This window comes from Streptomyces sp. cf386 (genome assembly GCF_900103585.1).
GTDB lineage: Bacteria > Actinomycetota > Actinomycetes > Streptomycetales > Streptomycetaceae > Streptomyces.
The window spans coordinates 221,849-244,318 of record NZ_FNHV01000002.1; the positions used below are offsets into that span (position 1 = coordinate 221,849).

General features: G+C 70.5%; 25 protein-coding genes. 10 read left to right on the top strand and 15 right to left on the bottom strand.

Features of this window, described 5'->3' with window-relative positions; all coding sequences use genetic code 11:
• Positions 1–311: 311 nt before the first annotated feature.
• Positions 312–1,934, top strand: coding sequence for a chaperonin GroEL (gene groL, locus BLU79_RS05195; protein WP_093904408.1), 1,623 nt, complete (start codon positions 312–314; stop codon positions 1,932–1,934).
• A 91-nt stretch (positions 1,935–2,025) separates the two neighbouring features.
• Here the strand turns inward: groL and BLU79_RS05200 are convergent, their stop codons facing one another.
• Positions 2,026–2,697 (bottom strand): class I SAM-dependent methyltransferase, encoded by a 672-nt coding sequence (locus tag BLU79_RS05200; protein ID WP_093904409.1) that lies wholly within the window; start codon positions 2,695–2,697, stop codon positions 2,026–2,028.
• 177 nt (positions 2,698–2,874) lie between these two features.
• Between BLU79_RS05200 and BLU79_RS05205 the strand changes: the two genes are divergently transcribed.
• The 3 genes from BLU79_RS05205 to BLU79_RS05215 all read left to right on the top strand — a co-directional run bounded on the left by BLU79_RS05205 (position 2,875) and on the right by BLU79_RS05215 (position 6,517).
• On the top strand, positions 2,875–4,002 hold the full coding sequence (locus BLU79_RS05205; RefSeq protein ID WP_093904410.1) for an NADH:flavin oxidoreductase: 1,128 nt from the start codon (positions 2,875–2,877) through the stop codon (positions 4,000–4,002).
• A 28-nt stretch (positions 4,003–4,030) separates the two neighbouring features.
• A complete protein-coding gene (locus BLU79_RS05210; protein ID WP_093904411.1) occupies positions 4,031–4,891 on the top strand; it encodes a metallophosphoesterase family protein in 861 nt (286 codons plus the stop codon).
• 147 nt (positions 4,892–5,038) lie between these two features.
• On the top strand, positions 5,039–6,517 hold the full coding sequence (locus BLU79_RS05215) for an MFS transporter (RefSeq protein ID WP_256333155.1): 1,479 nt from the start codon (positions 5,039–5,041) through the stop codon (positions 6,515–6,517).
• Between the two features lie 25 nt (positions 6,518–6,542).
• On the opposite strand, the gene BLU79_RS05220 is transcribed toward BLU79_RS05215, so the two are convergent.
• The 7 genes from BLU79_RS05220 to BLU79_RS05245 form a co-directional block, all read right to left on the bottom strand.
• Complete coding sequence (locus tag BLU79_RS05220; RefSeq protein WP_093904412.1) at positions 6,543–7,118, bottom strand: hypothetical protein; 576 nt, start codon at positions 7,116–7,118, stop codon at positions 6,543–6,545.
• 233 nt (positions 7,119–7,351) lie between these two features.
• Positions 7,352–7,660, bottom strand: coding sequence for a Uma2 family endonuclease (locus BLU79_RS05225; protein ID WP_371131811.1), 309 nt, complete (start codon positions 7,658–7,660; stop codon positions 7,352–7,354).
• Positions 7,620–7,814, bottom strand: a complete 195-nt coding sequence (locus tag BLU79_RS49870; RefSeq protein ID WP_371131812.1) for a hypothetical protein — start codon at positions 7,812–7,814, stop codon at positions 7,620–7,622. The genes BLU79_RS05225 and BLU79_RS49870 overlap by 41 nt, the downstream gene beginning before the upstream one ends.
• A 59-nt stretch (positions 7,815–7,873) precedes the next feature.
• Positions 7,874–8,755 carry a hypothetical protein gene (locus BLU79_RS05230; RefSeq protein ID WP_256333156.1) on the bottom strand — a complete coding sequence of 294 codons (882 nt, stop codon included), beginning with the start codon at positions 8,753–8,755 and terminating at the stop codon, positions 7,874–7,876.
• 226 nt (positions 8,756–8,981) lie between these two features.
• The gene (locus BLU79_RS05235; protein WP_093904414.1) at positions 8,982–9,953 is read right to left on the bottom strand and encodes an ankyrin repeat domain-containing protein; all 972 of its coding nucleotides are present in this window, start codon (positions 9,951–9,953) and stop codon (positions 8,982–8,984) included.
• A gap of 108 nt (positions 9,954–10,061) precedes the next feature.
• Positions 10,062–10,325: a DUF397 domain-containing protein gene (locus tag BLU79_RS05240; RefSeq protein WP_093904415.1), complete on the bottom strand. Its 264-nt coding sequence runs from the start codon at positions 10,323–10,325 to the stop codon at positions 10,062–10,064.
• Entirely contained in the window at positions 10,309–11,148 is an 840-nt protein-coding gene (locus BLU79_RS05245) for a helix-turn-helix domain-containing protein (protein ID WP_093904886.1), read from the bottom strand. The genes BLU79_RS05240 and BLU79_RS05245 overlap by 17 nt, the downstream gene beginning before the upstream one ends.
• A gap of 128 nt (positions 11,149–11,276) precedes the next feature.
• Here BLU79_RS05245 and BLU79_RS05250 point away from each other — a divergent pair, with 128 nt between their 5' ends.
• Positions 11,277–11,669 (top strand): hypothetical protein, encoded by a 393-nt coding sequence (locus tag BLU79_RS05250; protein WP_093904887.1) that lies wholly within the window; start codon positions 11,277–11,279, stop codon positions 11,667–11,669.
• A 139-nt stretch (positions 11,670–11,808) separates the two neighbouring features.
• Positions 11,809–12,939, top strand: coding sequence for an FAD-dependent oxidoreductase (locus tag BLU79_RS05255; RefSeq protein ID WP_093904416.1), 1,131 nt, complete (start codon positions 11,809–11,811; stop codon positions 12,937–12,939).
• 42 nt (positions 12,940–12,981) lie between these two features.
• Here BLU79_RS05255 and BLU79_RS05260 read toward each other — a convergent pair whose 3' ends face one another.
• A complete protein-coding gene (locus BLU79_RS05260; RefSeq protein WP_093904888.1) occupies positions 12,982–13,545 on the bottom strand; it encodes a DinB family protein in 564 nt (187 codons plus the stop codon).
• Positions 13,546–13,698: 153 nt separating this feature from the next.
• On the opposite strand from BLU79_RS05260, the gene BLU79_RS05265 reads away from it, so the two are divergent.
• Positions 13,699–14,532 (top strand): helix-turn-helix domain-containing protein, encoded by an 834-nt coding sequence (locus BLU79_RS05265; protein WP_093904417.1) that lies wholly within the window; start codon positions 13,699–13,701, stop codon positions 14,530–14,532.
• A 139-nt stretch (positions 14,533–14,671) separates the two neighbouring features.
• Positions 14,672–15,742 (top strand): methyltransferase, encoded by a 1,071-nt coding sequence (locus tag BLU79_RS05270; RefSeq protein WP_093904889.1) that lies wholly within the window; start codon positions 14,672–14,674, stop codon positions 15,740–15,742.
• Positions 15,743–15,780: 38 nt separating this feature from the next.
• Here the strand turns inward: BLU79_RS05270 and BLU79_RS05275 are convergent, their stop codons facing one another.
• From BLU79_RS05275 to BLU79_RS05300, 6 genes are all read right to left on the bottom strand, one after another.
• Positions 15,781–16,503, bottom strand: a complete 723-nt coding sequence (locus tag BLU79_RS05275) for a DUF6333 family protein (RefSeq protein WP_093904418.1) — start codon at positions 16,501–16,503, stop codon at positions 15,781–15,783.
• Positions 16,503–17,879, bottom strand: coding sequence for a cytochrome P450 (locus tag BLU79_RS05280; protein ID WP_305657734.1), 1,377 nt, complete (start codon positions 17,877–17,879; stop codon positions 16,503–16,505). Before BLU79_RS05280 ends, BLU79_RS05275 begins: the two co-directional genes overlap by 1 nt.
• 147 nt (positions 17,880–18,026) lie before the next feature.
• Complete coding sequence (locus BLU79_RS05285; RefSeq protein ID WP_093904420.1) at positions 18,027–18,830, bottom strand: hypothetical protein; 804 nt, start codon at positions 18,828–18,830, stop codon at positions 18,027–18,029.
• A gap of 92 nt (positions 18,831–18,922) precedes the next feature.
• On the bottom strand, positions 18,923–19,768 hold the full coding sequence (locus BLU79_RS05290; RefSeq protein ID WP_093904421.1) for an aldo/keto reductase: 846 nt from the start codon (positions 19,766–19,768) through the stop codon (positions 18,923–18,925).
• Positions 19,769–19,794: 26 nt separating this feature from the next.
• Positions 19,795–20,730 carry an N-acetylmuramic acid 6-phosphate etherase gene (murQ, locus tag BLU79_RS05295; RefSeq protein WP_093904422.1) on the bottom strand — a complete coding sequence of 312 codons (936 nt, stop codon included), beginning with the start codon at positions 20,728–20,730 and terminating at the stop codon, positions 19,795–19,797.
• Positions 20,731–20,843: 113 nt separating this feature from the next.
• Positions 20,844–21,761: a MurR/RpiR family transcriptional regulator gene (locus tag BLU79_RS05300; RefSeq protein ID WP_093904423.1), complete on the bottom strand. Its 918-nt coding sequence runs from the start codon at positions 21,759–21,761 to the stop codon at positions 20,844–20,846.
• A 54-nt stretch (positions 21,762–21,815) separates the two neighbouring features.
• Between BLU79_RS05300 and BLU79_RS05305 the strand changes: the two genes are divergently transcribed.
• Positions 21,816–22,187, top strand: a complete 372-nt coding sequence (locus BLU79_RS05305) for a hypothetical protein (RefSeq protein ID WP_093904424.1) — start codon at positions 21,816–21,818, stop codon at positions 22,185–22,187.
• Complete coding sequence (locus BLU79_RS05310; RefSeq protein WP_093904425.1) at positions 22,184–22,453, top strand: DUF4031 domain-containing protein; 270 nt, start codon at positions 22,184–22,186, stop codon at positions 22,451–22,453. The genes BLU79_RS05305 and BLU79_RS05310 overlap by 4 nt, the downstream gene beginning before the upstream one ends.
• Positions 22,454–22,470: the final 17 nt, after the last annotated feature.

Here is a 22,470-nt window from a genome sequence, read left to right on the forward strand (position 1 = left end):
GGCCCGCACCCCCCGGGGTGCGGGCCCTTCGCCATGTTCAGAACCTGTCCGAGCCCCGTCCGAGCCCCCTTCGCGCCCTGTTCGCGCCCGGCGGAGCGCCCCGCCCGATCCCCGAGAGCCGCTTGCACTCGCATGGGCCGAGTGCTAATCATTGGCGTTAGCACTCTGAAGGTGAGAGTGACAAAAGAGGACCGGGTCGGTGAGGCCCGCAGGCCGGGTGGGGCAAGGAACCACAAGGCATGCGAGCCGTCCGTCGCGGGCGCGGGCGCGGTCCGAAGGAATCACCCCCAGTCCTGGAGGGACCACTTCACATGGCCAAGATCATCGCGTTCGACGAGGAGGCGCGGCGCGGCCTCGAGCGCGGCATGAACCAGCTCGCGGACGCCGTGAAGGTGACGCTCGGCCCCAAGGGCCGCAACGTCGTCCTCGAGAAGAAGTGGGGCGCCCCCACGATCACCAACGATGGTGTCTCCATCGCCAAGGAGATCGAGCTCGAGGACCCGTTTGAGAAGATCGGCGCCGAGCTGGTCAAGGAAGTCGCCAAGAAGACGGACGACGTCGCCGGTGACGGTACGACCACCGCGACCGTTCTCGCCCAGGCCCTGGTCAAGGAGGGCCTGCGCAACGTAGCCGCCGGCGCCAACCCGATGGCCCTCAAGCGCGGTATCGAGCGCGCCGTCGAGGCCGTCTCCGCCGCCCTGCTGGAGCAGGCGAAGGACGTCGAGACCAAGGAGCAGATCGCCTCCACGGCCTCCATCTCCGCCGCCGACACCCAGATCGGCGAGCTCATCGCCGAGGCGATGGACAAGGTCGGCAAGGAAGGCGTCATCACCGTCGAGGAGTCCCAGACCTTCGGTCTGGAGCTGGAGCTCACCGAGGGTATGCGCTTCGACAAGGGCTACATCTCGGCGTACTTCGCCACCGACATGGAGCGGATGGAGGCGTCGCTCGACGACCCGTACATCCTGATCGCCAACTCCAAGATCGGCTCCGTCAAGGACCTGCTCCCGCTCCTGGAGAAGGTCATGCAGTCGGGCAAGCCGCTGCTGATCATCGCCGAGGACGTCGAGGGCGAGGCCCTGTCGACCCTGGTCGTCAACAAGATCCGCGGCACCTTCAAGTCCGTCGCCGTCAAGGCCCCGGGCTTCGGTGACCGTCGCAAGGCCATGCTGAACGACATCGCCATCCTCACCGGTGGCGAGGTCATCTCCGAGGAGGTCGGTCTCAAGCTCGAGAACACCTCCCTGGACCTCCTGGGCAAGGCCCGCAAGGTCGTCATCACCAAGGACGAGACCACCATCGTCGACGGTGCCGGCTCCTCCGAGCAGGTCGCGGGCCGTGTGAACCAGATCCGCGCCGAGATCGAGAACAGCGACTCGGACTACGACCGCGAGAAGCTCCAGGAGCGCCTGGCGAAGCTCGCCGGTGGCGTCGCCGTCATCAAGGCCGGTGCCGCGACCGAGGTCGAGCTCAAGGAGCGCAAGCACCGCATCGAGGACGCCGTGCGCAACGCCAAGGCGGCCGTCGAGGAGGGCATCGTCGCCGGTGGTGGCGTGGCCCTGCTGCAGGCCTCCCAGGTGTTCGAGAAGCTGGAGCTCGAGGGTGACGAGGCGACCGGCGCCAACGCCGTGAAGCTCGCGCTCGAGGCCCCGCTGAAGCAGATCGCCGTCAACGGTGGTCTCGAGGGTGGCGTCGTCGTCGAGAAGGTGCGCAACCTGACGGTCGGCCACGGCCTCAACGCCGCGACCGGCGAGTACGTCGACATGATCGCCGAGGGCATCATCGACCCGGCGAAGGTGACGCGTTCCGCGCTGCAGAACGCCGCGTCGATCGCCGCGCTGTTCCTCACCACCGAGGCCGTCATCGCCGACAAGCCGGAGAAGGCCGCCGCGCCCGCCGGTGGCGGCATGCCGGGCGGTGACATGGACTTCTGATCGACCTCGGGGGCTTCGACCTCCGGTTGATCAACGTCCTTACCGAGGGCGGCACTTCCTGTTCCGACGGGGGGTGCCGCCCTCGGGCGTTTCAGGGGTGGCCGTAGTGGGAGCCGACGGCGGGCCGGCCCGTGTAGTTGGGCCCGGCGGCCGGGTCGGCGCCGAGGTAGCGGAACGGGAGGGACGGTTCGCGTGCGCCCTCGAGTGTCAGCCGATGATGGCGGGCGCTGTAGCGGAAGCCGGCCGACCGCAGCGCCGAGACCGCCGCCCGCCCCGCCGCCGAGCCGTCGGCCCAGCGAACCGACTCCGGGTCGAAGTGCGCGGTGAACAGTCCGTCGGGGGCGAGCCAGGAGGCGACGCGGGCGAGAAGGCCGAGCTGGTCGCCGATGTAGTGCAGGCCGTGGACGCAGGTGATCAGGTCGTAGGTTCTGGTCGGGGTCCACGACGACACGGAGGCCACGATCTCCGTAACCGTGGGCGGGGCCGGCACGGGGGCGAGCGGGCCGACCAGGTCGACGCCGGTGAGCACCGCGTCGCCGGGCAGCGCCCGGGCGGCCTCCCGCAGGGCACGGCCCTCGCCGCTGCACAGGTCGAGCCAGGAGGGTGCGGCGGGGCGGGCGGCCAGCCGGGCCAGGGGGTCGAAGCCCAGCTCGCGGGCGTAGCTGTTGACGCCGGCGAGTCCGCGCTCGCGGTTCATCGTGTTGTTGGCGACGACGGTAGAGCGCTCCAACGTGCTCACGGAGACCAGCGAGGGCTTCGGCATACGGACATTCTCCGGGACGGGGCGCAGGAGGCGGGATGGGTGTAGGTGTCCGGTGTCACAGCCGGGCTCGGCGGGACTGGGAATGTGTGGGACGGCATAGCCGGTTGTTTAAGTAGGTGCAACAATGCGCGCGCACATACCAACCGGTTAGCAGTCCCACCCCGAGGAGCCCCAGACGTGACCGTCACCGAGACCCCCGCCTCACGTGCGGCCCAGATCCTGTCCCGGCCGACCGTGATCAACGGCCTCACCGTCCCGAACCGCATCGCGATGGCGCCGATGACCCGTATGTTCTCCCCGGGCGGCATCCCCGGCGAGGACGTGCGCTCGTACTACGCCCGTCGCGCCGCGGCCGGCGTCGGCCTGATCGTCACCGAGGGCACGTACGTCGGCCACGAGTCGGCCGGGCAGAGCGACAGGGTCCCCCGGTTCCACGGTGCGGAGCAGCTCGAGGGCTGGGGCAAGGTCGCCGAGGCGGTGCACGCGGCGGGTGGCACGATCGTCCCGCAGCTGTGGCACATCGGCATGGTGCGCGAGCAGGGGCAGCCGCCGGTCGCCGACGCCCCCGCCGTCGGCCCCTCCGGTCTGCGCATCGGCGCCACGGAGGCCACCGGCAAGGCGATGACCCGGCAGGACCTGGACGACGTCATCGGCGCGTTCGCCGAGGCCGCCGCGGCCGCCGAGCGCATCGGCTTCGACGGCGTGGAGATCCACGGTGCTCACGGCTACCTGGTCGACCAGTTCCTGTGGGAGGGCACCAACCGCCGCACGGACGCGTACGGCGGTGACCCGGTCGCCCGTACGCAGTTCGGGGCCGAGATCGTGGCCGCCGTACGGGAGTCGGTCTCGTCGTCCTTCCCGGTCATCTTCCGCTACTCGCAGTGGAAGCAGGAGGCCTACGACGCCCGCCTCGCCGAGACCCCGGAGGAGCTGGAGGCCATCCTGACCCCGCTCGCCGCGGCCGGCGTCGACGCCTTCCACGCCTCCACCCGCCGCTACTGGATCCCGGAGTTCGACGGCTCCGACCTCAACCTGGCCGGCTGGACGAAGAAGCTGACCGGCAAGCCCACGATCACCGTCGGCTCGGTCGGCCTCGACGGCGACTTCATCAGGGCCTTCGTCGGCGAGGGCTCCGCGGTCAAGGGCTTCGACGACCTCCTGGACGCCCTGGAGCGCGAGGAGTACGACATGGTCGCCGTCGGCCGTGCCCTGCTCCAGGACCCGGAGTGGGCGGCCAAGGTGCTGTCCGGCCGCGTCGACGAGCTGGCGGCGTACGACGCGGCGGCGCTCAAGACCCTGAGCTGAGGTCCAACTCGCGGCTAGTGTCGGAGAGATGAGGATCCTTCATCTCTCCGACACTCACGTGGACCGCTCCGACACCCCCAACGAGTACGGCGTCAACGCGACCGACTCGCTCCGCCTGATGCTCGCCGAGCTGCGGCATCTGCGGGACGTGGACGCGGTCGTCGTCACCGGGGACATCGCCGACGACGGGGCCGTGGAGGCGTACACGGCCGTACAGCAGCTGGTGGGCGAGTTCGCGCGCGGCCACAACGCGCCCGTGTTCTACACGACCGGCAACCACGACGAGCGCGGCGCCTTCGGGAAGGTGCTGGGCAGCGGGCACCCGGCACCGGAGGCGGTCCTGGACTCCGAGGCCTCGGAGCGGGCGGCGGTGAGCACGGTCGGGGGCCGGCGGTTCGTGACGCTGGACTCGCTGGTGCCCGGCAAGGTGCACGGGGAGCTGAGCGCACACCAACTGGACTGGCTTCGCGGGGTGTTGAGCAGGCCGTCCGAGCGGGGCACCGTCCTCGCCCTCCACCATCCGCCGATCAGCCTCGGCATCTCGGCGACCCAGCCGCTCTTCGGGCTGCGCAACCCGGGCGAGCTGGCGGAGGCGATCCGCGGGAGTGACGTACGGGTCGTCCTGACCGGGCACTACCACCTCCAGCTCTTCGGCTTCCTGGAAGCGGTGCCGGTCTGGGTCACCCCCGGTGTCGTCAGCCGCGTCGATCTGACCATGCCGCCCGGCACCGAGCGGGTGGTGCGCGGGGCCTCGGCGTCGCTGGTCGAGCTGGGTGGGGCCGCGGGGCCGATGTTCCACACCTTCCACGCGCGGGATCCCCGGGCGCACGAGACGGTGTACGAGCTGGACGAGGGGCAGGTGCGGGCGTTCCTGGAACGGGAGGCGTGAGCGGGTCGCGTCTGACCTGACCTGATGTGAGCGGGGGCGCCTGACCTGGGCGCCACCTGTCTCGCTTGAGTAAGTCAATCAACTGACTTAAGGTTGCCTCGGTCAATTACGTACCCTGCACGCTCGTACGTCCACGGAGGCCCCGTCATGTCCCACGCCCCTGCCCCTCCCGTCGCGGCCGGGGGCTCCGCACCGCCGCGGCCGAACGCCGTGGTGGCGGTGCTGGCCTTCGCCGGGATCGTCGTCTCGCTGATGCAGACCCTGGTCATCCCGATCGTCCCGGAGCTGCCGAAGCTGCTCGACGCCCCGGCGTCGGACACCGCCTGGGCGGTCACGGCGACGCTGCTGGCGGCGGCCGTGGCGACGCCCGTGATGGGGCGGCTCGGGGATATGTACGGCAAGCGGCGGATGCTGCTGGTCAGCGTCGTCCTGCTGGTGACCGGTTCCGTGGTCTGTGCCCTGAGCGACTCGCTGGTCCCGATGATCGTCGGACGGGTGCTCCAGGGTCTGGCCTCCGGTGTGATCCCGCTCGGCATCAGCATCATGCGCGACGAACTCCCCGCCGAGCGCCTCGGCTCCGCCACCGCCCTGATGAGCGCCTCCCTCGGCATCGGTGGCGCGCTCGGGCTGCCCGCCGCCGCGCTCATCGCGGACAACTTCGACTGGCACGTCCTGTTCTGGACGTCGGCCGGCATGGGTGTCGTCGCGCTGGGGTGTGTGCTGCTGGTGGTGCCCGAGTCGAAGGTGCGCACCGGCGGGCGCTTCGACCTCGTCGGCGGCATAGGCATGGCGGCCGGCCTGGTCTGTCTGCTCCTCGGCATTTCCAAGGGCGCCGACTGGGGCTGGACCAGCGGGACGACGCTCGGTCTGTTCGCGGCGGCCGTGGTGATCCTGCTGGCCTGGGGCTGGTGGGAGCTGCGCACCGAGCAGCCGCTGGTCGACCTGCGGACGACGGCCCGCCGTCAGGTGCTGGTCACCAACCTGGCCTCGATCGCGGTGGGCTTCGCGATGTTCGCGATGAGCCTGGTCATCCCGCAGATCCTCCAGCTCCCCGCGCAGACGGGCTACGGCCTCGGCAAGTCGATGCTGATCGCGGGCCTGTGCATGGCGCCGTCGGGTCTCGTCATGATGGCCACGGCCCCGGTGTCGGCCGCCATCTCCCGGGCCAAGGGGCCGAAGGTCACGCTCATGATCGGCGTTCTGATCGTCGCCACCGGCTACAGCCTCAACATCGTCCTGATGTCCGAGGTCTGGCACTTCATCCTGGTCGCCTGCATCAACGGCGCCGGTATCGGCTTCGCCTACGGCTCCATGCCCGCGCTCATCATGAGCGCCGTGCCCGCGTCGGAGACGGCCGCCGCGAACAGCCTCAACACGCTGATGCGTTCCCTCGGTACGTCCTCGGCGAGCGCGGTCGCGGGCGTGATCCTCGCCCAGATGACGACGAACCTCGGCGGGTACGCCCTTCCGTCCGAGAACGCCTTCAAGGTGGTTCTGGCGGTGGGCGCCGGGGCGGCGCTGCTGGCCTTCGTGGTGGCGTCGTTCATTCCGCGGCAGACGGTGGCCGTGGGCGGGGAGCCGGTGGCTGAGGGGGCGGCGGAGCAGGTGGGGGCTACGGCGAAGTAGCTCCCAAGCAGTACGTGAAGCAGGGCTACAGGTTCCCCAGCGGCTCGATGTCGACCTTCACCGGCGTACCCCACACGCGCAGCACCTCGTAGTCGGTGAACTCGTGCACCAGACGGTAGGCCATGGCGGGGCGCGGGCCGCGGCGCGCGGCGGCGAGATAGAGCTCGGCCTCGCGGCGGTCTCGGCGCGGGGTACCGCAGAGCTGCCACTCCTGGCCGTTCCACAGCTCCGGCAGCCAGCGCTGCTGGGGCTGGGGGCGGTCGCCGCGGACGCCGTAGCGGGAGGGGGCGGTGTGCTCGGGAGTACGGGGGGCTGCGGGGCCGGTGCCGTTGTACTCGGAGCGGCGGGCGGCTCGGCGGCGGGTTTCGCAGAGCAGGCAGAGGTCGGGGGCGGCGGTGTCGACCGGGCCGTTCGGGTGCTCCGGGCAGCGGGTCGTCGGGGCGGCGCCGGTGACGCTCTCGTCGAGGAGGTCGAGGGCGCGGCGGAGGTCTGCCTTGACCTCGTGGAGCTTGGCGTCCGGGGTGGTGGCGGTGAGGGCCTCGCCGTGCTCGCCGAGGAGGCGGAGGGCTCGGCCGAGGGCGGTCAGCTGGGTGTGGTTCATGGGGTGGCTCCGTGGCGGCTCTGCGGGGGCCTGGTCAGGGGGTGTGGCCGACCTTCAGCATGCACATGGAGATCCTCTGTCTCCAACTGGGCCATGAACTCGTCGTGGGACAGTGGCGGGCCGGACAGAGCCGCCTGACGAGCGCGGGCTTCGGCGATGTCGGCTTCGTCGAGCAGATGCTGCGGCTCTTCCAGTGGGTTCAAGTGGCTGCTTCGTCCGGTCCGTGTTGGGTGTCAGTGGGCGTAGTCCTTGAGTTTCTCGGTGTTGAGGGTGATGTTCACGGGGGAGGGGATCTCGACGGTGGCTCCCCAGGGGTAGGACGGGGACTGCTGGTAGCGGCCTTCTTTGGGCTCGCTGTACACGACGACTGTGCAGTTGTCGCGGTCGACGAGGAGGTAGACGGGAATGTCGGCCTCCGCATAACCGACGGGCTTGTCGATGCGGTCGCGTTGGTTGGTGTCACGATCGCGGGAGGTGATCTCCAGGGCCATCAGGATGCCGTCAGTCCCGGACCATTCGCCGTGCTCGACGAAGTGATCCACCGGGGCGAGCGCCGCGTCGGTCGACGCTGAGCGGATCCTTGGTCCGGACCCGTCCGTTGACGAATTCGAGCCGCACATTCTCCGGGGCGGCGGCAGCAAGGTCCTCGAAGTCCTCGATGGGCATCTGCGGGCGTTCGGCGGTGCTGGGGGTCATGGCTTCGCCTCCTTCCCTCCATCGTGCCCCGGGGCGGTGTCGGCGGACCGTAGGAGCCGTCATGCGGGTGTCCTTTCTTGTCGTCGTTCGGACATTGCGGCACGGATTTCTGCCGCACGGGCTTGGATTGTGGAGGCCTGCACGGGCGCACTGTGGCGGTCGGCGGCGCGTTCGCCCCGGCATGCCCGGCAGATGCCGCCCGGTAACGCCTCCGGGCGGCCGGGCACTCCGCACTTCGCGCACTCCAAGATGCGGAGGGATACGCGGGCCGGGGCGCGTTCCGGTGGGAGTTTGCTGGTGAGGCGGTTGCGGAGCAGGGCCGCCGGGTGGTGGACCGGGGTCGGGAGGCCGCTGGTCAGGGCGCGGAGTACGTCGGTGTCGGTGGCGCCGCGCTCGTACCAGTCGGCGACCAGGGGTGCGAGAGCCGCGCACTCGATGGCCGACAGGGACAGCGCGGGGGTCTCGCGGCCGAGGGCGGCCAGGAGGACGTAGGCCCGGGAGCGGGTCTGGCGGGGTGGGCCGTCCGGTGGGGGTTCCTTCGGTACGTCGCCCCTCGTGAACGCTGCCCACCAGTCGTCGTCGCGTGCCGTACGGGAGAACCACGATCGGGTGATCCAGCGGGCGGAGCCGGAATCGGATGCCAGGTGTTCGCGGCCTCGGCGCAAGTGGCCTGCCCGTTGGAGGTTGTTGAGGGCCGTGCGGAGGGCGCACTGTCCGTACGGGAGCTGCTTGGCCAGCGTTTTTACGGAGATGTCGGCGCCGTCGGGGAGGCGGTCGATGTAGGCGGCGATGGCGGCTTCGCGGGGTGGGAGGGCGGCGAAGTCGTGGTTCGTGCGCCGGTGTTGATCGGGTGCTGACCGTTTCCCGTAACCCGGATTGGCCATGGGGTGCGGGGAGGCGTGCGCGGGTAGGGAGGCAGCACTAAGCTTGGCATCAGCCATGGGATCGGACCTCGTCAGCCTTCGATCTCGTTGGTCAAGCCCCCGCAGGTGTTGGTAGCACCTGGCGGGGGCTGTTCGTTATTCGGGCACGCTAAACCACCGTGACTCTGCGTGGCAAGCCGAACGCGTCAAGTCAACTCGCCGGGTGGGAGGGTGGGTTGAGGCCCTCCAACCATTCCTTGCAAAGAGGGCTCGGAGCTGGATGCTTGAGCTTCGGGAGGCTTCGTCACGTTGCCCAGTAGTCGCTATTCGGCAGTTCGACCCAGTGGTCCGGCGGGCCGAGGACCGCGCGGGCGTCGGTCGGGCGCAGTCCGGCGTACGCGAGCGAGTAGGCCACCGCGTGGTGGCAGTAGACGTACGAGAACAGGACCTCTTCCGGGCTCTCCTCCGGGTACGGGCCGCCGCCCGGGTGCAGGTCCCAGCCCTCGCCTGCGCCGTCGCGGTGGATGCTGCCCTGGTTCCCGCTCTTGGGGTTGGCGTACAGGCCGTAGGAGACGGTGCCTGCGGAGAGGCGGGTGTGTATGCCCGGCATCGAAGGGCCGTATCCCCATGGCTGGGTGACGACGCAGCCGCCCGGCACGGTCGTCACGCCGACGAGTCGCAGGGTCTCGTCCAGGTCGTAGTCGAACGGGTCCGCCAGTATGTCCTCGATCAGTTCGCCGTCGGCCGGGGTCGCCTCCAGGCGGCGTATCGCCTCCTCGGCGTCGATCCCGGCCACGGCCGCCAGGCCCAGGCCGTCGTAGTAGAAGTCACCGAGGGCCGCGATCAGCCGTCGGCCCTCCTCCGCCACCGCGTGCTCCGCCTGCGACAGACCCGGCTGAGCCTCGGACAGGTCGAACAGATCCGGCTCCGGCCCGGCGAGACTCAGCCGTCCCGGCGTCCAGCCGCCGTATCCGACCCACTCCGGGTCGGCTCCGGCGGCGGCCAGCGCTCGCGCGTTCTCCGTACGGCCCGCCACCACCGCGTCCCACAGTGCGGTCGTTCCGTTCTCCAGCGCGTCCACGTCCGCCACGCGCCGGGCCAGTTCCGCGACGACCTCGGGCGAGCCGAACACCGCGGCGCGATGCAGGGGCCGTGAGCCTCCGACGCCCCACCTCTCCGGATCGGCCCCGGCGTTCAGGCGGCGCGTCACGTCCGCGTGGTCCTGCCAGCCGCGATAGTCCATGCCGGTCCAGCCGCCGGCGTCCCGCCCCGTCATCCCATGCCCCCTCCAGCCCGCTGATCTCCGTACCCGAACCATCGCAGACAGCACTGACAACGGTGCGGCGTCCTTCGGCGGCAAGGGGGCGGTGAGAGGCGCGTACGTCTACCGGGCCTTCACGTCCTCGACGAAGGCGGACCAGGCCGAGGCTCGGAATACGAGCTTCGGGCCGAGGGGGTTCTTGGAGTCGCGGACGGGGACGACGGTGGGGTTGCCGTCGGCTACTTCGAGGCAGTCGTTGCCGCCGCCACCGCTGTACGTCGACTTGCGCCAGCGCGCGACTTCCAGGCACTCGTTGCCGCCGCCACCGCTGTAACTGGACTTGCACCAGGTGACGCCGTCCAGGTCGTACTCAGGGATGTTCCTCATGGGCGTAATCCTGCGCCATCGCCTCAATGAGGGCCAGAGACTTCTCCGGCGAGAGTGCGGAGGCCACGAGGAGATCGAATGTGAACCTGAGTTGGGCGACGATGGCCGGATCGTCCTCCAGCCGGCCGGTGCCGGGACCCTCCAGGTAGGCCAGCGGAGGGGCATCCGAAAAGTCCATCAGCTTCAGCGAGCCCTCCATCGCCTTGTGCGCTCCCGCACTGAACGGCAGCACCTGCACGATGACTCGCCTCTGGCGCGCCATGTCCGCGACATGGCGCAGCGCCTCCGCCATCACCGCTCGGCCGCCGGTCTCTCGGCGCAGTACAGCCTCGTCAAGTACCGTCCACAACAAGGGCTGTGTTGGGTGGTCGAGCAGCCGGATCCGCTCCATCCGGCCTTCCACCCACTCGTCGATCGTTTCTTCCGTTGCCGTCGGGTCGTACGCGCGGTTTACGGCCCGCGCGTAGGCAGGCGTCTGCAGTAGTCCGGGGATCAGCAGCGGTGCGTAATGCCTGATCACCGTAGCTTCCGCCTCGGCCTCCGCCGCCTCCGCGAAGTGCTCCGGATACTTCGACTTGTTGGACGCCTTGCAGTTCCGCGTGAAGAAGCCGTTCGTGTCCAGGATCTCGTCGAGCATCGGCGCCATGTCGGGCTGCAAGCGCCGCGTGCCCGCCTCCAGTTGGCCGATGAACGTGCCGCTGACGAACAGCTTCAGGCCCAGGGCCTCCTGACTGAGGCCCTTTCTCTCGCGCGCGTGACGCAACTCCGCGCCCAACAGGGCTCGTGGCGATGAAGAGGGGTCGAGGTCCTTGGGTCCTGGCATGTGCAACTCCCGGTCCACCAGACGAGGTTGTTGGGGTGCCTCGTATGGCCAGGTTAGGCACATGACCGACACGCTGTGTTGCGAATCGCAAACTCAGCGTGGATGTGGACGTGGATGTGGAGGCAAGCGTGCGGTCGACCGAAGAAGTCGTGGTGGCCCTGCGGGAGGCCCTTGTGGGGGCCGGGGTGGTCCTGCCCTCTCTGTGCGTGGACCCGGTGACCGGTGCCGGTGACGAGCCGTTCCCGCTCGTCGAGCTCGGGCGCTGCAATGTCCGGGTCGCGGAGAAGCTGGCCTCCGTGGTGCGGGGCGAGCAGCCGGCCGTCGGCAGTCATGCCGTGGATGCGCGGGACGGGCGTATCGGCGAGGTCAGAGGGCATGTGGGCGGGAAGGTGCAGTTGCGGCCCGTCGGGGGTGGGCGGGAGTGGGACTGTCCGCCGGATGCGGTGGAGGTCGCGTCGCGTGCGGAGGTGTTGCGGGAGCAGGTTCAGGCCGTCAACCGGGAGGGGCGTATGCCCCGTTGAGCTGATCTGCTGATCTGCGGTGTCGGTCGGCTGTCGGGGGTTGTCGGTCCGCTGTCGGTGGCTTGTAGGCGGGGTCTTGCACCTTTGCGGAGACGGCCGGCCGGAGCTCACCGGGCGGCCCCGATCCCGAGGAGCCACCATGCACACGTCTGTCACGATCATCGGCGCCGGACTCGGCGGACTCACGCTGGCCCGTGTCCTGCACGTCCATGGCATCCCGGTCACGGTCTACGAGGCCGAGTCCTCCGCGGGGGCGCGTACGCAGGGCGGGATGCTCGACATCCACGACTACAACGGGCAGCTCGCCCTTGAGGCGGCCGGTCTGATGGACGAGTTCCGCGCCATCGTCCTGGAGGGGCGGCAGGCGATGCGGGTCCTCGACCCGGATGGGACCGTCATGTTCGAGCAGGGCGACGACGGGACGGGGGGACGCCCCGAGGTGCAGCGCGGCGAGTTGCGGCAGATCCTGCTCGACTCGCTCCCGGTCGGTACCGTCCGGTGGGGGCGCAAGGTCAGCGGCACCCGCGCCCTCGGCGAGGGGCGCCACGAGGTGACGTTCGCCGATGGCGCCGCCGTCGTCACGAGCCTGCTGGTCGGCGCGGACGGCGCGTGGTCACGGGTCCGCCCGCTGCTCTCCGACGCCACCCCCTCGTACGCCGGCACGTCGTTCGTCGAGACCTACCTGTTCGGCGCCGACACCCGGCACTCCGCGGCCGCGAAGGCGGTCGGCGGCGGGTCGATGATCGCGCCCTCGCCGGGCAAGGAGATCTTCGCCCACCGGGAGAGCGGCGACACCCTGCACACCTACGTGGTGCTGTCCAAGCCGCAGGACTGGTTCGCCGCCATCGACTTCACCGATGCCGCCGCGGCCACCGCGCGGATCGCGGCGGAGTTCGAGGGTTGGGCGCCGGAGCTCACTTCGCTGATCACCGACGGCGACACCGCACCGGTCCTGCGCCCCCACTACGCTCTGCCGACCGGACTCCGGTGGGACCGGGTGCCGGGGGTGACCCTGCTCGGCGACGCCGCCCACCTCGCGGCCCCGAACGGCGAGGGCGCCAACCTGGCCATGCTCGACGGCGCCGAACTCGGCAAGGCCCTCGCGGCGCACCCGGACGATGTCGAGGCCGCGCTCACCGCGTACGAGCAGGCCATGTTCCCCCGCAGCGCCGAGGCCGTCACCTATGAAGGCGTCGAGGTCCAGGGGATCGCCTCCGAGAACAACACGGCTCAGGGCCTGATCGAGATGTTCACCGAGGAGCGCCGATGAACCAGAGAGACCGATCGAACCCCGAACCGCCCCGAGGCCGGGTCAGCCCATGGTCTTCGCGCCGTCCAGGGACTCCCGGATGATGTCGGCGTGGCCGGCGTGCTGGGAGGTCTCGGCGATGATGTGCAGCAGGACCCTGCGGGCCGACCAGTGGGCACCGGGCTCGTTCCAGGGTGCCTTGGGCAGCGGGTGGGCGGCGTTCAGGTCGGGCAGGGCAGCGACCAACTCGTCGGTGCGGCCGGCCACTTCGGCGTAGTCGGCGAGGACGCCCTCCAGTGTCTCGCCGGGCAGCATGCGGAAGTCGTCGGCGCGCTTGGCGAAGTCGGCCTCGGTCATGGCGGTGAAGTCGGGCATGGCCGACGGCCCGTGCTGGATGAAGTCCGCCCAGCTCCGTTCCACCGACGTGACGTGTTTGATCAGGCCGCCGACGCACAGCTCGCTGGCCGTGGTCCGCAGCCCGGCCTGCTCGTCGGTGAGGTCGCGGGCGGTGAAGCGCAGGAACTGGCGGTGCTTGGCCAGTGCTTCGAGGAGGTCGGCGCGCTCGTCGGCGGCGGGGACGGAAGCGGGGGCGGTGGCGGTGGCGGTGTTGGGCGTGGCGTCCTGCATGGTCTCGGCCTCCATGGATGTGTGTTCCATCGGTCGAGACTCACGCTAGAAGCCAATGAGGTCAGATTCTGACCTCAATCGCCGGGTCCTCGGAGTGCGTCGTACGGAATTTTCGTCCAAGACAGGACCGCCGCAGTCGGCGACCGTAGAAGCATGCGCAGCCACCAGGTGGGGTCCGCCCCCGTGCATCGTGAGGTCGAGAACGGCTGGGAGGTCGCCGTCCCGCTCGCCGGCATGGCCCTCGACGGCGTCCGGATGGCCGGGTTCCATGACCGTGGCGCCGTTGGGCTGGACATGCGGGTGCTTCCGCAGCCCGCCGTGATCGTCGTCATCGGGTTCGGGGACGACCCGATGACTGTGGAGAGCGGCGGTGGGCACCGACCCCGGCCCCTGCGGAGCCTCGCCGCCTCGCTCTCGCCCGGTCCGGCACGCATCCGCGGCGAGCGGGTCGAGTGCGTCGAGGTGTGCCTGTCACCGCGGGCCGCCTACGCGGTGCTGGGTGTCTCCCCGCGCGAACTGGACGGAGCCGTCACCGGGCTCGAAGACCTGTGGGGGCGGCCCGAGCGATGCCTCCGCGAGCGGTTGGCCGACGCCGTGACGTGGCGGGAACGCCTCGGGCTGGTGGACGAGTTCCTCGCGCGGCGGGCGGCGGGGGCTCCGTCGATGGCGCCCGAGGTCGCCGCCGTCTGGGACACGATCGTGGCCCGTCGAGGCCGGGTGCGGGTCGACGACCTCGCGGCCTCCTGCGGGTGGAGCCGTAAGCGGCTGTGGTCCAGGTTCAGCGCCCAGATCGGGCTCACCCCGAAGCGTGCCGCGATGCTGGTCCGCTTCGACCACGCCGCCCGAGCGCTCCGCACCGGCGCGAGCATCAGTGACGCCGCCCTGGCCTGCGGATACGCCGACCAGCCCCACCTCCATCGCGACGTACTGGCCCTCGCCGGGTGCACGCCGGGTGCCCTGGCCGGCATGGCGACGTCCGCGGGTTAGGCGGGCGGTGCCCGTCTTGACGTCGGAGTTCCTCGACGCCCGAGTTCAACCCCACTCCACTTCCACCCACCCCAGTCCACTTCCACCCACCCCACTTCCACTTGCACCCACCCCGAAAGGAATCCCACCCATGGCGAACATGCCCGACACCGACGTCCGAGCAGCCGGTACAGCCGACCGCGATCTGATCGTCCGGCTCGCGTTCGGGAGCATGGCCGCGCAGACCCTGCGTGCGGCGGTCCGGCTCAGGGTGCTGGAGCTGGTCGGTGACACACCGCGCCCGGCCGCCGAGGTGGCCGTCGCCGTCGGTGCCGAGCGCCAGTCCATGACGCGGCTGCTGCGCGCCCTGGCCGGGCTCGGTCTGCTGGCGGAATCGGAAAGCGCCCCTGATTCCTTCTCTGCGACCCCCGCCGGCGCCCTCCTCGACCCGGGCCACCCCGACTCCCTCACGTCGTTCGTGCGGATGTTCACCGAGCCGGCGATCGTACGCGCCTGGGAGCAGCTGGACGGCAGTGTCCGGACCGGCGAGATCGCCTTCGACACCGTCTTCGGTACGGACTTCTTCAGCCACCTCGGCCAACACCCGGAGCTGTCCGCGGAGTTCAACGCGGCGATGAGCCAGGCCGTCGCGGAGACCGCCGCCGCGCTGCCGTACGCCTTCGACTTCGGCCGGTTCACGAGGGTCACGGACGTCGGCGGGGGCGACGGCACCCTCCTGGCCGCCGTACTCGACGCGCATCCGCATCTCACCGGCGTGGTCCTCGACACCGCGCAGGGCCTGGCCGAGGCGCCGCGGACGCTGGAGCGGCATGGGCTGTCGGACCGCTGCTCACTGGTCGCCGGGGACTTCTTCCGTGCCGTCCCCGAGGGCAGCGACCTCTACCTGATGAAGAGCATCCTGCACGACTGGACGGACGACCGGGCGGTCACGATCCTGCGCCACTGCCGCGAGGTGCTGCCCCCTGGCGGACTCGTCCTGATCGTCGAGCCGGTGCTGCCCGAAGTCGTCGACACCCGCGCCGAATCCGACGTCACCGACGGCGGAGTCACCTACCTGAGCGACCTCAACATGCTGGTGAACGTGGGCGGCCGGGAGCGCACCCGGCGGGACTTCGAGGAGGTGTGCCGACGCGCGGGCCTGTCCCTCACCTCGGTCACCCCGCTCACGGAGGCCGCGCCGTTCTCCCTCATCGAGGCCGTGGCCGACTGACGGCGGGGTCAACGGTTCTCGAGTCGGCTTCCGCACCGTTACCGGTTCCAGAACCAGCTCTCCTCCATCCGGTAGGTCGAGCCGCTGGTGTGGCGGACGCGGAAGACGGACATCGTCAGGTCCGGGCGGCCCCACGGGTCGCACGGTCCGAGCGCGAGCCGGCCCAGGGCCCGCCAGTCGATCTCGTCGGACTCCTCGTCCAGGTCGATCGCTTCGTCGGCGAGGGTCTCGGAGCTGATGCCGAGGGCGCGCACCACGGCCCGAGGGTCGCCGGTGACGTCCAGCGGTTCCACGCCGGGCCAGCCTTCGGTGTGCACCATCAAGCCGCCGGGGAGCTGGATGATGTCCTCGGTGTGGTCCTCTCCGCAGTCGACGTTGGCCGATCCGACGATCCTGGCGTCGGGGTGGCGCTCGCGGAGCTTGGTGGATGCGCCGAGCAGCGGCAGATCGCCGATGTTGTCGGCCAGGGCCGGGTCGGTGATCGAGATGACGTTGCCCCAGCAGCCCACCTTGATGATGTCCAGGTCCGCCCGTGTCCACAGAGCCGGAGAGGCGGCTGCGGAGATGGGGGGCAGCTCTTCGAGGATCTCGTCGACGGTGGCGAAGTTTTCGGCGAAGTGGCGGGCTTCTGCCGGGTTGTGGGGAGAGAAGTCCACCGTGCCCGTGGGGAACGGGGGGAGAAGAAGGGTGAGGGTGCAGTCATCGCCCCGTCCCTGAACTTCTCGGTCGGGTGGGCAGGTCCAAAAGGTGGTGTCGGCCATCAGTGCACCGTAGCGACGGGCACTGACTCGCGACGGTTCCGGGGGCGGACGGCCATCCGCAGGGCGCGCGGCCGTACGGTGAGCCGGGCGACCTGGCGGATGACCTGGCCCTCGGCGAGTTCCAGCCGTACCGAACGCAGCATCGTCGCGAGCGCCGTGACCATCTCGGTGAGGGCGAGGCGGTCCCCCATGCACTTGTGCTTGCCGTCCCCGAAGGGCAGGAACGCGCCCGGCGGAGGCTCCTGCGCGGGGTCGGTCCACCGGTCCGGGTCGAAGGTGTGCGGGTCGGGGAAGCGCTCGGGGTCGCGGTGCAGGGCGTGCTGGCAGTAGGCCAGTTCGGTGCCGGCGGGCAGCGTCCACTCGCCGAGCCGGGTCTCCTCGGTGGTGCGGCGGGTGACCAGCCAGCCGGGGTGGTGCAGCCGCAGCGTCTCGGTGATCACCCGGTTCAGGTGAGGCAGCCGGGTCACGTCGTCGAAGGCGACCGGCCGCTCGCCGAGAACCTCGTCCAGCTCGGCCAGGATCCGGGCCTCGATGTCGGGGTGGCGGGCGAGTTCGTACAGCGTCCAGGACAGCACCGACGCGGTGGTCTCGGTGCCCGCCACGGCCAGGGTGAGGATCTCGGAGCAGATCTGATGCCCGGTCAGCGGCTCGCCGGTCTCCTCGTCGATGGCGCGCAGCAGCATGGAGAGCATGTCCCCGGTGTCGTGCCCGGAGGCCTGCAGTTCGTCGACGGCGGTGTTGATGGTGGCGCGTACGCCGGCCCGGGCCCGGTCGAAGCGGCGGTTGAAGGGCAGCGGCAGGCGCTCGGTCCAGTCGGGCAGCATGATGCGCACACCGACGTCGTTCAACACCACCGACAGGTCGCTGCGCAGCCGGCGGAAGACGGCGTCGTCGAGGCTGCCGGCGAACACCGTCTTGGCCAGCATGTCGAGGCTGAGCCCGACCATCGCCTCGCGTACGTCGAGGGGCCGCCCGGGCTCCCAGCCGGCGACCGTGGCGGCCACCTCGGCGCGCATGATGTCGACGTACCGGCTGATCTCGGTGTGGGCGAACGCCGGTTGCACCTGGCGGCGTTTGCGTACGTGGGTCCGGCCGGTGGCGGTGACGACACTGTCGCCCAGCAGCTGGCCCAGCTTGTCGTAGAGCCGGCCCTTGTCGAGGGTGGGCGCCAGGGCCTTGAGCATCTGGTGGATCAGGGCCGGGTCCTGGACCACGATGGTGCGCGTCCCGGGTTGCAGGACGATCTCGACGAGTGGTTCCCGTGTGTCGCGCAGCGAGTCGATGAAGCCGAGGTTGTCGCGCATTTTCAGAGCGTGACCGATGAACGGAAGCGATCCTGCGGCCCGGGGTATGGGGGGAGGGGCAGTGGACGGCACGGGTCATCCCTTCACGGCAATCATGGGCGCCCCTATGCCTTCCCTGACCTTTCCCCAACGCAATCCTGTCATGAACGTGTCCTGCGCCACGTGGGACGAGAGGGGGAACCGGGGGAACCGGGGGTCCCCCCGGTTCCCCCGTCCCGGTCAGCCGAGCTTGGCCGCCTGGGCCTCGATGACGGCCGTCGGCTGCTCGAACGCCTCGCCCCGGGTGACCGCGGCGATGTTGAAGGACGAGAACCCCGCGAGCGTGGTGCCCTGCCGGAAGACAACGACCTTGGTTTCGCCGGGCGTCCCGTCCTGCTTCGTCGCCACCGTCCAGGCGACGGCGTCCTCGCCGGCCGAGAGCTTCTCCTCGCTGACCTTGCCGACCTGCTGCTTCTCCCCGTCGATCGTCATGGAGAAGCCCCCGGCGCACTTCTTGCCGGCCTCCCGCAGGGCGGCGAGGGTCTGCTCGGCGCCGTCGCCCTCGTAGGACCAGAGGGAGGTCATCGTCTTGGTGATGTCGAGCGAGTCGAGCGTCGCCTGCTGGGCCTCCTCCTCCGTCATCTCCGCGAGCTCCTCCATCGAGGGCATGTCCTTCTTGGCCGCCTCGGGCTTCTGGACCACGAGCCGCTGGACGCTCGACGCCGGCTTGCTCGCCGGCAGGGCCGACAGCACCTGGCCGACGGGCTCGCACTCGGCCTTCTCGACGGACACGGCACCGGGATCGAAGACGTCCGCCTTCCCCGGCTTCGTGATCTCGTGGCCCTCGACATCGCCCTTGGCGACGACGAGCTTCTCCAGTTCGGCGGCGGTGAGCGCCTTCGCCGCGGGCTTCTCGGACTTGGAGCCGCCCGTCGCCCCCTTGTCCTCACCGCCCTGCTCGCCGCCACCGCAGGCGGTGGCGAGAAGCGCGAGGGAGACCGCGGAAGCGGCCAGGACGGTACGACGAATGGCTGTGGCTGACATGGTGTATCTCCCGTACTCAACGCCCTGTGCCCGGTTGCGGCGCAGGGTTCACGCACGAAAGACCAACGTGACCGGGGCAGGGTTGTGCCGCGTCAGGCGGACTCGGCGGCGCGGCTCAGTCGGTCGTACTGCTCCCGGTCGAGCCGTACGGCGTCCGCCCCGAGGTTCTCCTCCAGGTGCGCGACGCTCGACGTCCCCGGAATCGGCAGGATCACCGGGGAGTGGGCGAGGAGCCACGCGAGGGCGACCTGGGTGGGCGTGGCATCGAGTTCCGCCGCCACCGCGGCGATCTCCGCGGACCTGCCCCCGGACGCGCCCGCCGCAGCGGGCCGCCACGGCAGGAACGCGATGTCCGCCGCCTCACAGGCCTTCAGTACGGGTTCGTGCTCGCGGTCGAGGAGGTTGTACCGGTTCTGGACGCTCGCGATGTCGACGACCGACCGCGCCTCGGCGAGCTCGTCGGCCGTCACCTCCGACAGGCCGATCCGGCCGATCTTGCCCTCGTCGCGCAGGTCGCGGAGGGCGCCGAGCTGGTCGGCGAGCGGTACGCCCGGGTCGAGGCGGTGGAGTTGGAGCAGCTCGATGCGGTCCAGGCGCAGGCGGCGCAGAGCCTCGTCGACCTGCCCGCGCAGATCGTCCGGCGCGCCCGCGTGCCGCCAGCCCTCACCGGACGTCGTCTGCCGGAACCCGACCTTCGTGGCGATCACGAGCCCCTCCGGGTACGGATTAAGGGCCTCGGCGAGAAGATCCTCGTTCGCTCCCCAGCCGTACAGATGCGCCGTGTCGATCAGCGTGACGCCCAGTTCGACCGCGCGCCGGGCGACCGCGACGCAGGCCGCGCGCTCCTCGGCGGATTCGGGCCGCAGGTGCATGGCCCCGAACCCGAGCCGTCGTACTTCCAGATCGCCGCCGATGCGAAACGTCGAGGGTGCCGTCATATGGCCACGCTAACAGGGGAGTTGACTCAGCTCCCCGCCGTTTTCAGCGCCGCCCGCAGGTGACCGTCGGCGGACTCCAGCAGCCCCGCCGCCGTCGACCCGTCCACGCCGGCCAGCAGAATCAGGATCGCCGTCTTCACCTCGCCGCCCGCCTCGGTCAGGGCCCGCTCGATGTCGGCGTCGGGCGCGCCCGTGGCCAGGGCGACGATACGGCGGGAGCGGGCGCGCAGCTTGTCGTTGGAGGCGCGGACGTCGACCATCAGGTTCCCGTACGTCTTGCCCAGGCGGATCATCGTGATCGTCGAGAGCATGTTGAGGACCAGCTTCTGCGCGGTGCCGGCCTTCAGCCGGGTCGAGCCGGTCAGCAGCTCCGGGCCCACGACGACCTCGATGCCATGCTCGGCCGCGGCGGCCAGGGCGCTGTCCGGGTTGCAGGACAGGCCGACCGTCAACGCCCCCTGCGCACGGGCGTGTTCGACCGCGCCGATCGCGTATGGGGTGCGTCCGGAGGCGGAGATGCCGACGACCGTGTCGGCGGGGGTGAGCGGGAGGGCGTCGAGGTCGGCCCGGGCCAGCGCTGCGGAGTCCTCGGCGCCTTCGACGGAGGTCACCATGGCCTCCGGCCCGCCCGCGATGATCCCGACCACCTGGCCCGGCTCGGTGTTGAAGGTGGGCGGACACTCGGAGGCATCGAGCACCCCGAGCCGCCCGGCGGTACCGGCACCCGCGTAGACGAGCCGCCCGCCCCGCCCCATCCGCTCGGCGATGGCGTCGATGGCGGCGGTGATCTGCGGGAGACGCGAGGCGACGGCGGCGGGTACCGAGGCGTCCTCGCCGTTCATGAGGCGGGCGATGTCGAGGGTCGGGAGCTGATCGATCTCGGCGAGCTCGGGACGGAAGGCTTCGGTGGTCAGGGAGTCCAACTCGGCGCGGAGTTCACGGGGGTTGGATGTAGAGGTCATGAGGAGACGGTTCTTTCCGGGTTTCGGTGTGCTGTCCGACCCAAGGGGCGCGGGGAACTGCGCGACCAGCCACGACCGGTCCGCAGCCAACCCACAACCGTCAGGCCTACGGTCTATCGACGGTGCCGATGTGCCAGCGCCTCATAAGAAGCCGCCAACGCCGGCGCCGCCGTCTCATAAGTCCGCTGAGCAACCCCCACAAACAGGCAGTCCACCACAAGAAGCTGACTGGTCCGGGACGACATGGCCGCGGGACGCAACTCGCTCTCCCGAGCCGTGGATGTCGTGAGGATGTGATCGGCGTACTGCGTCACTGCCCCGTCCGGCCGCCCGGTGATGGCAACCGTCGTGGCCCCATGCTCGAAGGCGACCCGCAACGGCTCGATGACGTCCCCCGTCGACCCGGAATGCGTGATCGCGATCGCCACGTCACCCGCGCGGAGCTGCACCGCGTTCGTCACGGCGAGATGCGGATCGCTGTGCGCATGGGCTATCAGCCCTATCCGCAGCAGCTTCTGCGCGAGGTCCTGGGCGACCAGCCCGGACGCGCCGACGCCGTACACGTCGATCCGGCGGGCCCCGGCGGCGGCCGACACCGCCGCTCCCAGCTGGGCCGTGTCGAGGCCTGCGGCCGTGTCGGCGAGGGTCTGCTGTTCGTCGTAGGCGAGCTTGGCGACCACGTCCGCGATCGGGTCGTCCACCGCGATGTCGGTGGTGATGGCGGGCGCGCGGCCCGACTGCTGCTGGGCGGCGAGGCCGGCGAGGGCGAGGCGCAGGTCGCGGTAGCCGGGGTAGCCGAGGATGCGGGCGGTGCGCACGACGGTGGCCTCGCTGGTGCCGGTGCGTTCGGCGAGGCCGGTGACCGTGAGGGCCGCGCAGCCCGCCGGGTCGCTCGCGACCGCTTCGGCGACGCGCTGCATGGAGCGGGTCATCGAGGGGGCGAGCGTGCGCACCTTGGCCGCGAGGGCGGCGGGTGCGGGCGGGGGCCCTCCGGAACCGTTGCCGAAACTTTCCTTCACGTCCTGGGTCACAGATGAAAGATATTTTCGGCTCGGTGCCGGGTCAAGAGTGCGCACAATGGGACCATGGAACCCATCAGTCCGCTGGAGCAGGCGCTGCACACGGCCCGCGCCCTCGTGCTCGCCGATCTGGTCGCGGGCGAGGTCGCCGAGGCGGACGTCGTCTCGCTGGTCGAGGAGTCGGTCGTACAGCGGCGCTGGTGGGTGGAGCAGTGGCCGGAAGGCGTGGAGTACGTGGCCGGGCTCGTCGCCCAGGACGTGCAGGACGCCCTGCTGGACAACTACGGCCGCTGGCCGCTGTGCCCGGTCTGCCGCTCCGGCGACCCGCACGCGCTGGAGATCGAACCGGAGCTGGGCCCCGACCCGCACTGGGTGTGCCACGAGGCGGGCGTGAAGGTCGCGGCGGTGGGGGCGCTCGGCTCGGCCGGCACGTCGTGACGATCTACATCGACCCGCCGACCTGGCCGGGACACGGCCGGATGTGGTCGCACCTCGTGAGCGATGTGTCGTACGACGAACTGCACACGTTCGCCGAGGGGTTGGGCGTGCCGCGCCGGGCCTTCGAGCGGGATCACTACGACATCCCGTCCCATCGGTACGCCGACGTGGTGCGCGCGGGGGCGGTGGAGGTCAGCAGCCGTGAGGTGGTGCGGTTGTTGTACGGGGCGGGGCTGCGCAGGCCGAAGGGGCGGGAGCTGGGCTGACGCCCCCTCGGCCGCGC

Bases quoted from the DNA above. Each gene is read 5' to 3' on its own strand.
- BLU79_RS49870 (WP_371131812.1), bottom strand. From the start codon at position 7,814: ATGACCCCCAGCACCGCCGAACGCCCGCAGATGCCCATCGAGGACTTC.
- BLU79_RS05260 (WP_093904888.1), bottom strand. From the start codon at position 13,545: ATGCAGGACGCCACGCCCAACACCGCCACCGCCACCGCCCCCGCTTCC.
- BLU79_RS05235 (WP_093904414.1), bottom strand. From the start codon at position 9,953: ATGACGGGGCGGGACGCCGGCGGCTGGACCGGCATGGACTATCGCGGC.
- BLU79_RS05290 (WP_093904421.1), bottom strand. From the start codon at position 19,768: ATGACGGCACCCTCGACGTTTCGCATCGGCGGCGATCTGGAAGTACGA.
- BLU79_RS05220 (WP_093904412.1), bottom strand. From the start codon at position 7,118: ATGAACCACACCCAGCTGACCGCCCTCGGCCGAGCCCTCCGCCTCCTC.
- BLU79_RS05240 (WP_093904415.1), bottom strand. From the start codon at position 10,325: ATGAGGAACATCCCTGAGTACGACCTGGACGGCGTCACCTGGTGCAAG.
- murQ (WP_093904422.1), bottom strand. From the start codon at position 20,730: ATGACCTCTACATCCAACCCCCGTGAACTCCGCGCCGAGTTGGACTCC.
- BLU79_RS05275 (WP_093904418.1), bottom strand. From the start codon at position 16,503: ATGGCCGACACCACCTTTTGGACCTGCCCACCCGACCGAGAAGTTCAG.
- BLU79_RS05200 (WP_093904409.1), bottom strand. From the start codon at position 2,697: ATGCCGAAGCCCTCGCTGGTCTCCGTGAGCACGTTGGAGCGCTCTACC.
- BLU79_RS05255 (WP_093904416.1), top strand. From the start codon at position 11,809: ATGCACACGTCTGTCACGATCATCGGCGCCGGACTCGGCGGACTCACG.
- BLU79_RS05230 (WP_256333156.1), bottom strand. From the start codon at position 8,755: ATGGCTGATGCCAAGCTTAGTGCTGCCTCCCTACCCGCGCACGCCTCC.
- BLU79_RS05265 (WP_093904417.1), top strand. From the start codon at position 13,699: ATGCGCAGCCACCAGGTGGGGTCCGCCCCCGTGCATCGTGAGGTCGAG.
- BLU79_RS05285 (WP_093904420.1), bottom strand. From the start codon at position 18,830: ATGTCAGCCACAGCCATTCGTCGTACCGTCCTGGCCGCTTCCGCGGTC.
- BLU79_RS05270 (WP_093904889.1), top strand. From the start codon at position 14,672: ATGCCCGACACCGACGTCCGAGCAGCCGGTACAGCCGACCGCGATCTG.
- BLU79_RS05245 (WP_093904886.1), bottom strand. From the start codon at position 11,148: ATGCCAGGACCCAAGGACCTCGACCCCTCTTCATCGCCACGAGCCCTG.
- groL (WP_093904408.1), top strand. From the start codon at position 312: ATGGCCAAGATCATCGCGTTCGACGAGGAGGCGCGGCGCGGCCTCGAG.
- BLU79_RS05305 (WP_093904424.1), top strand. From the start codon at position 21,816: ATGGAACCCATCAGTCCGCTGGAGCAGGCGCTGCACACGGCCCGCGCC.
- BLU79_RS05210 (WP_093904411.1), top strand. From the start codon at position 4,031: ATGAGGATCCTTCATCTCTCCGACACTCACGTGGACCGCTCCGACACC.
- BLU79_RS05215 (WP_256333155.1), top strand. From the start codon at position 5,039: ATGTCCCACGCCCCTGCCCCTCCCGTCGCGGCCGGGGGCTCCGCACCG.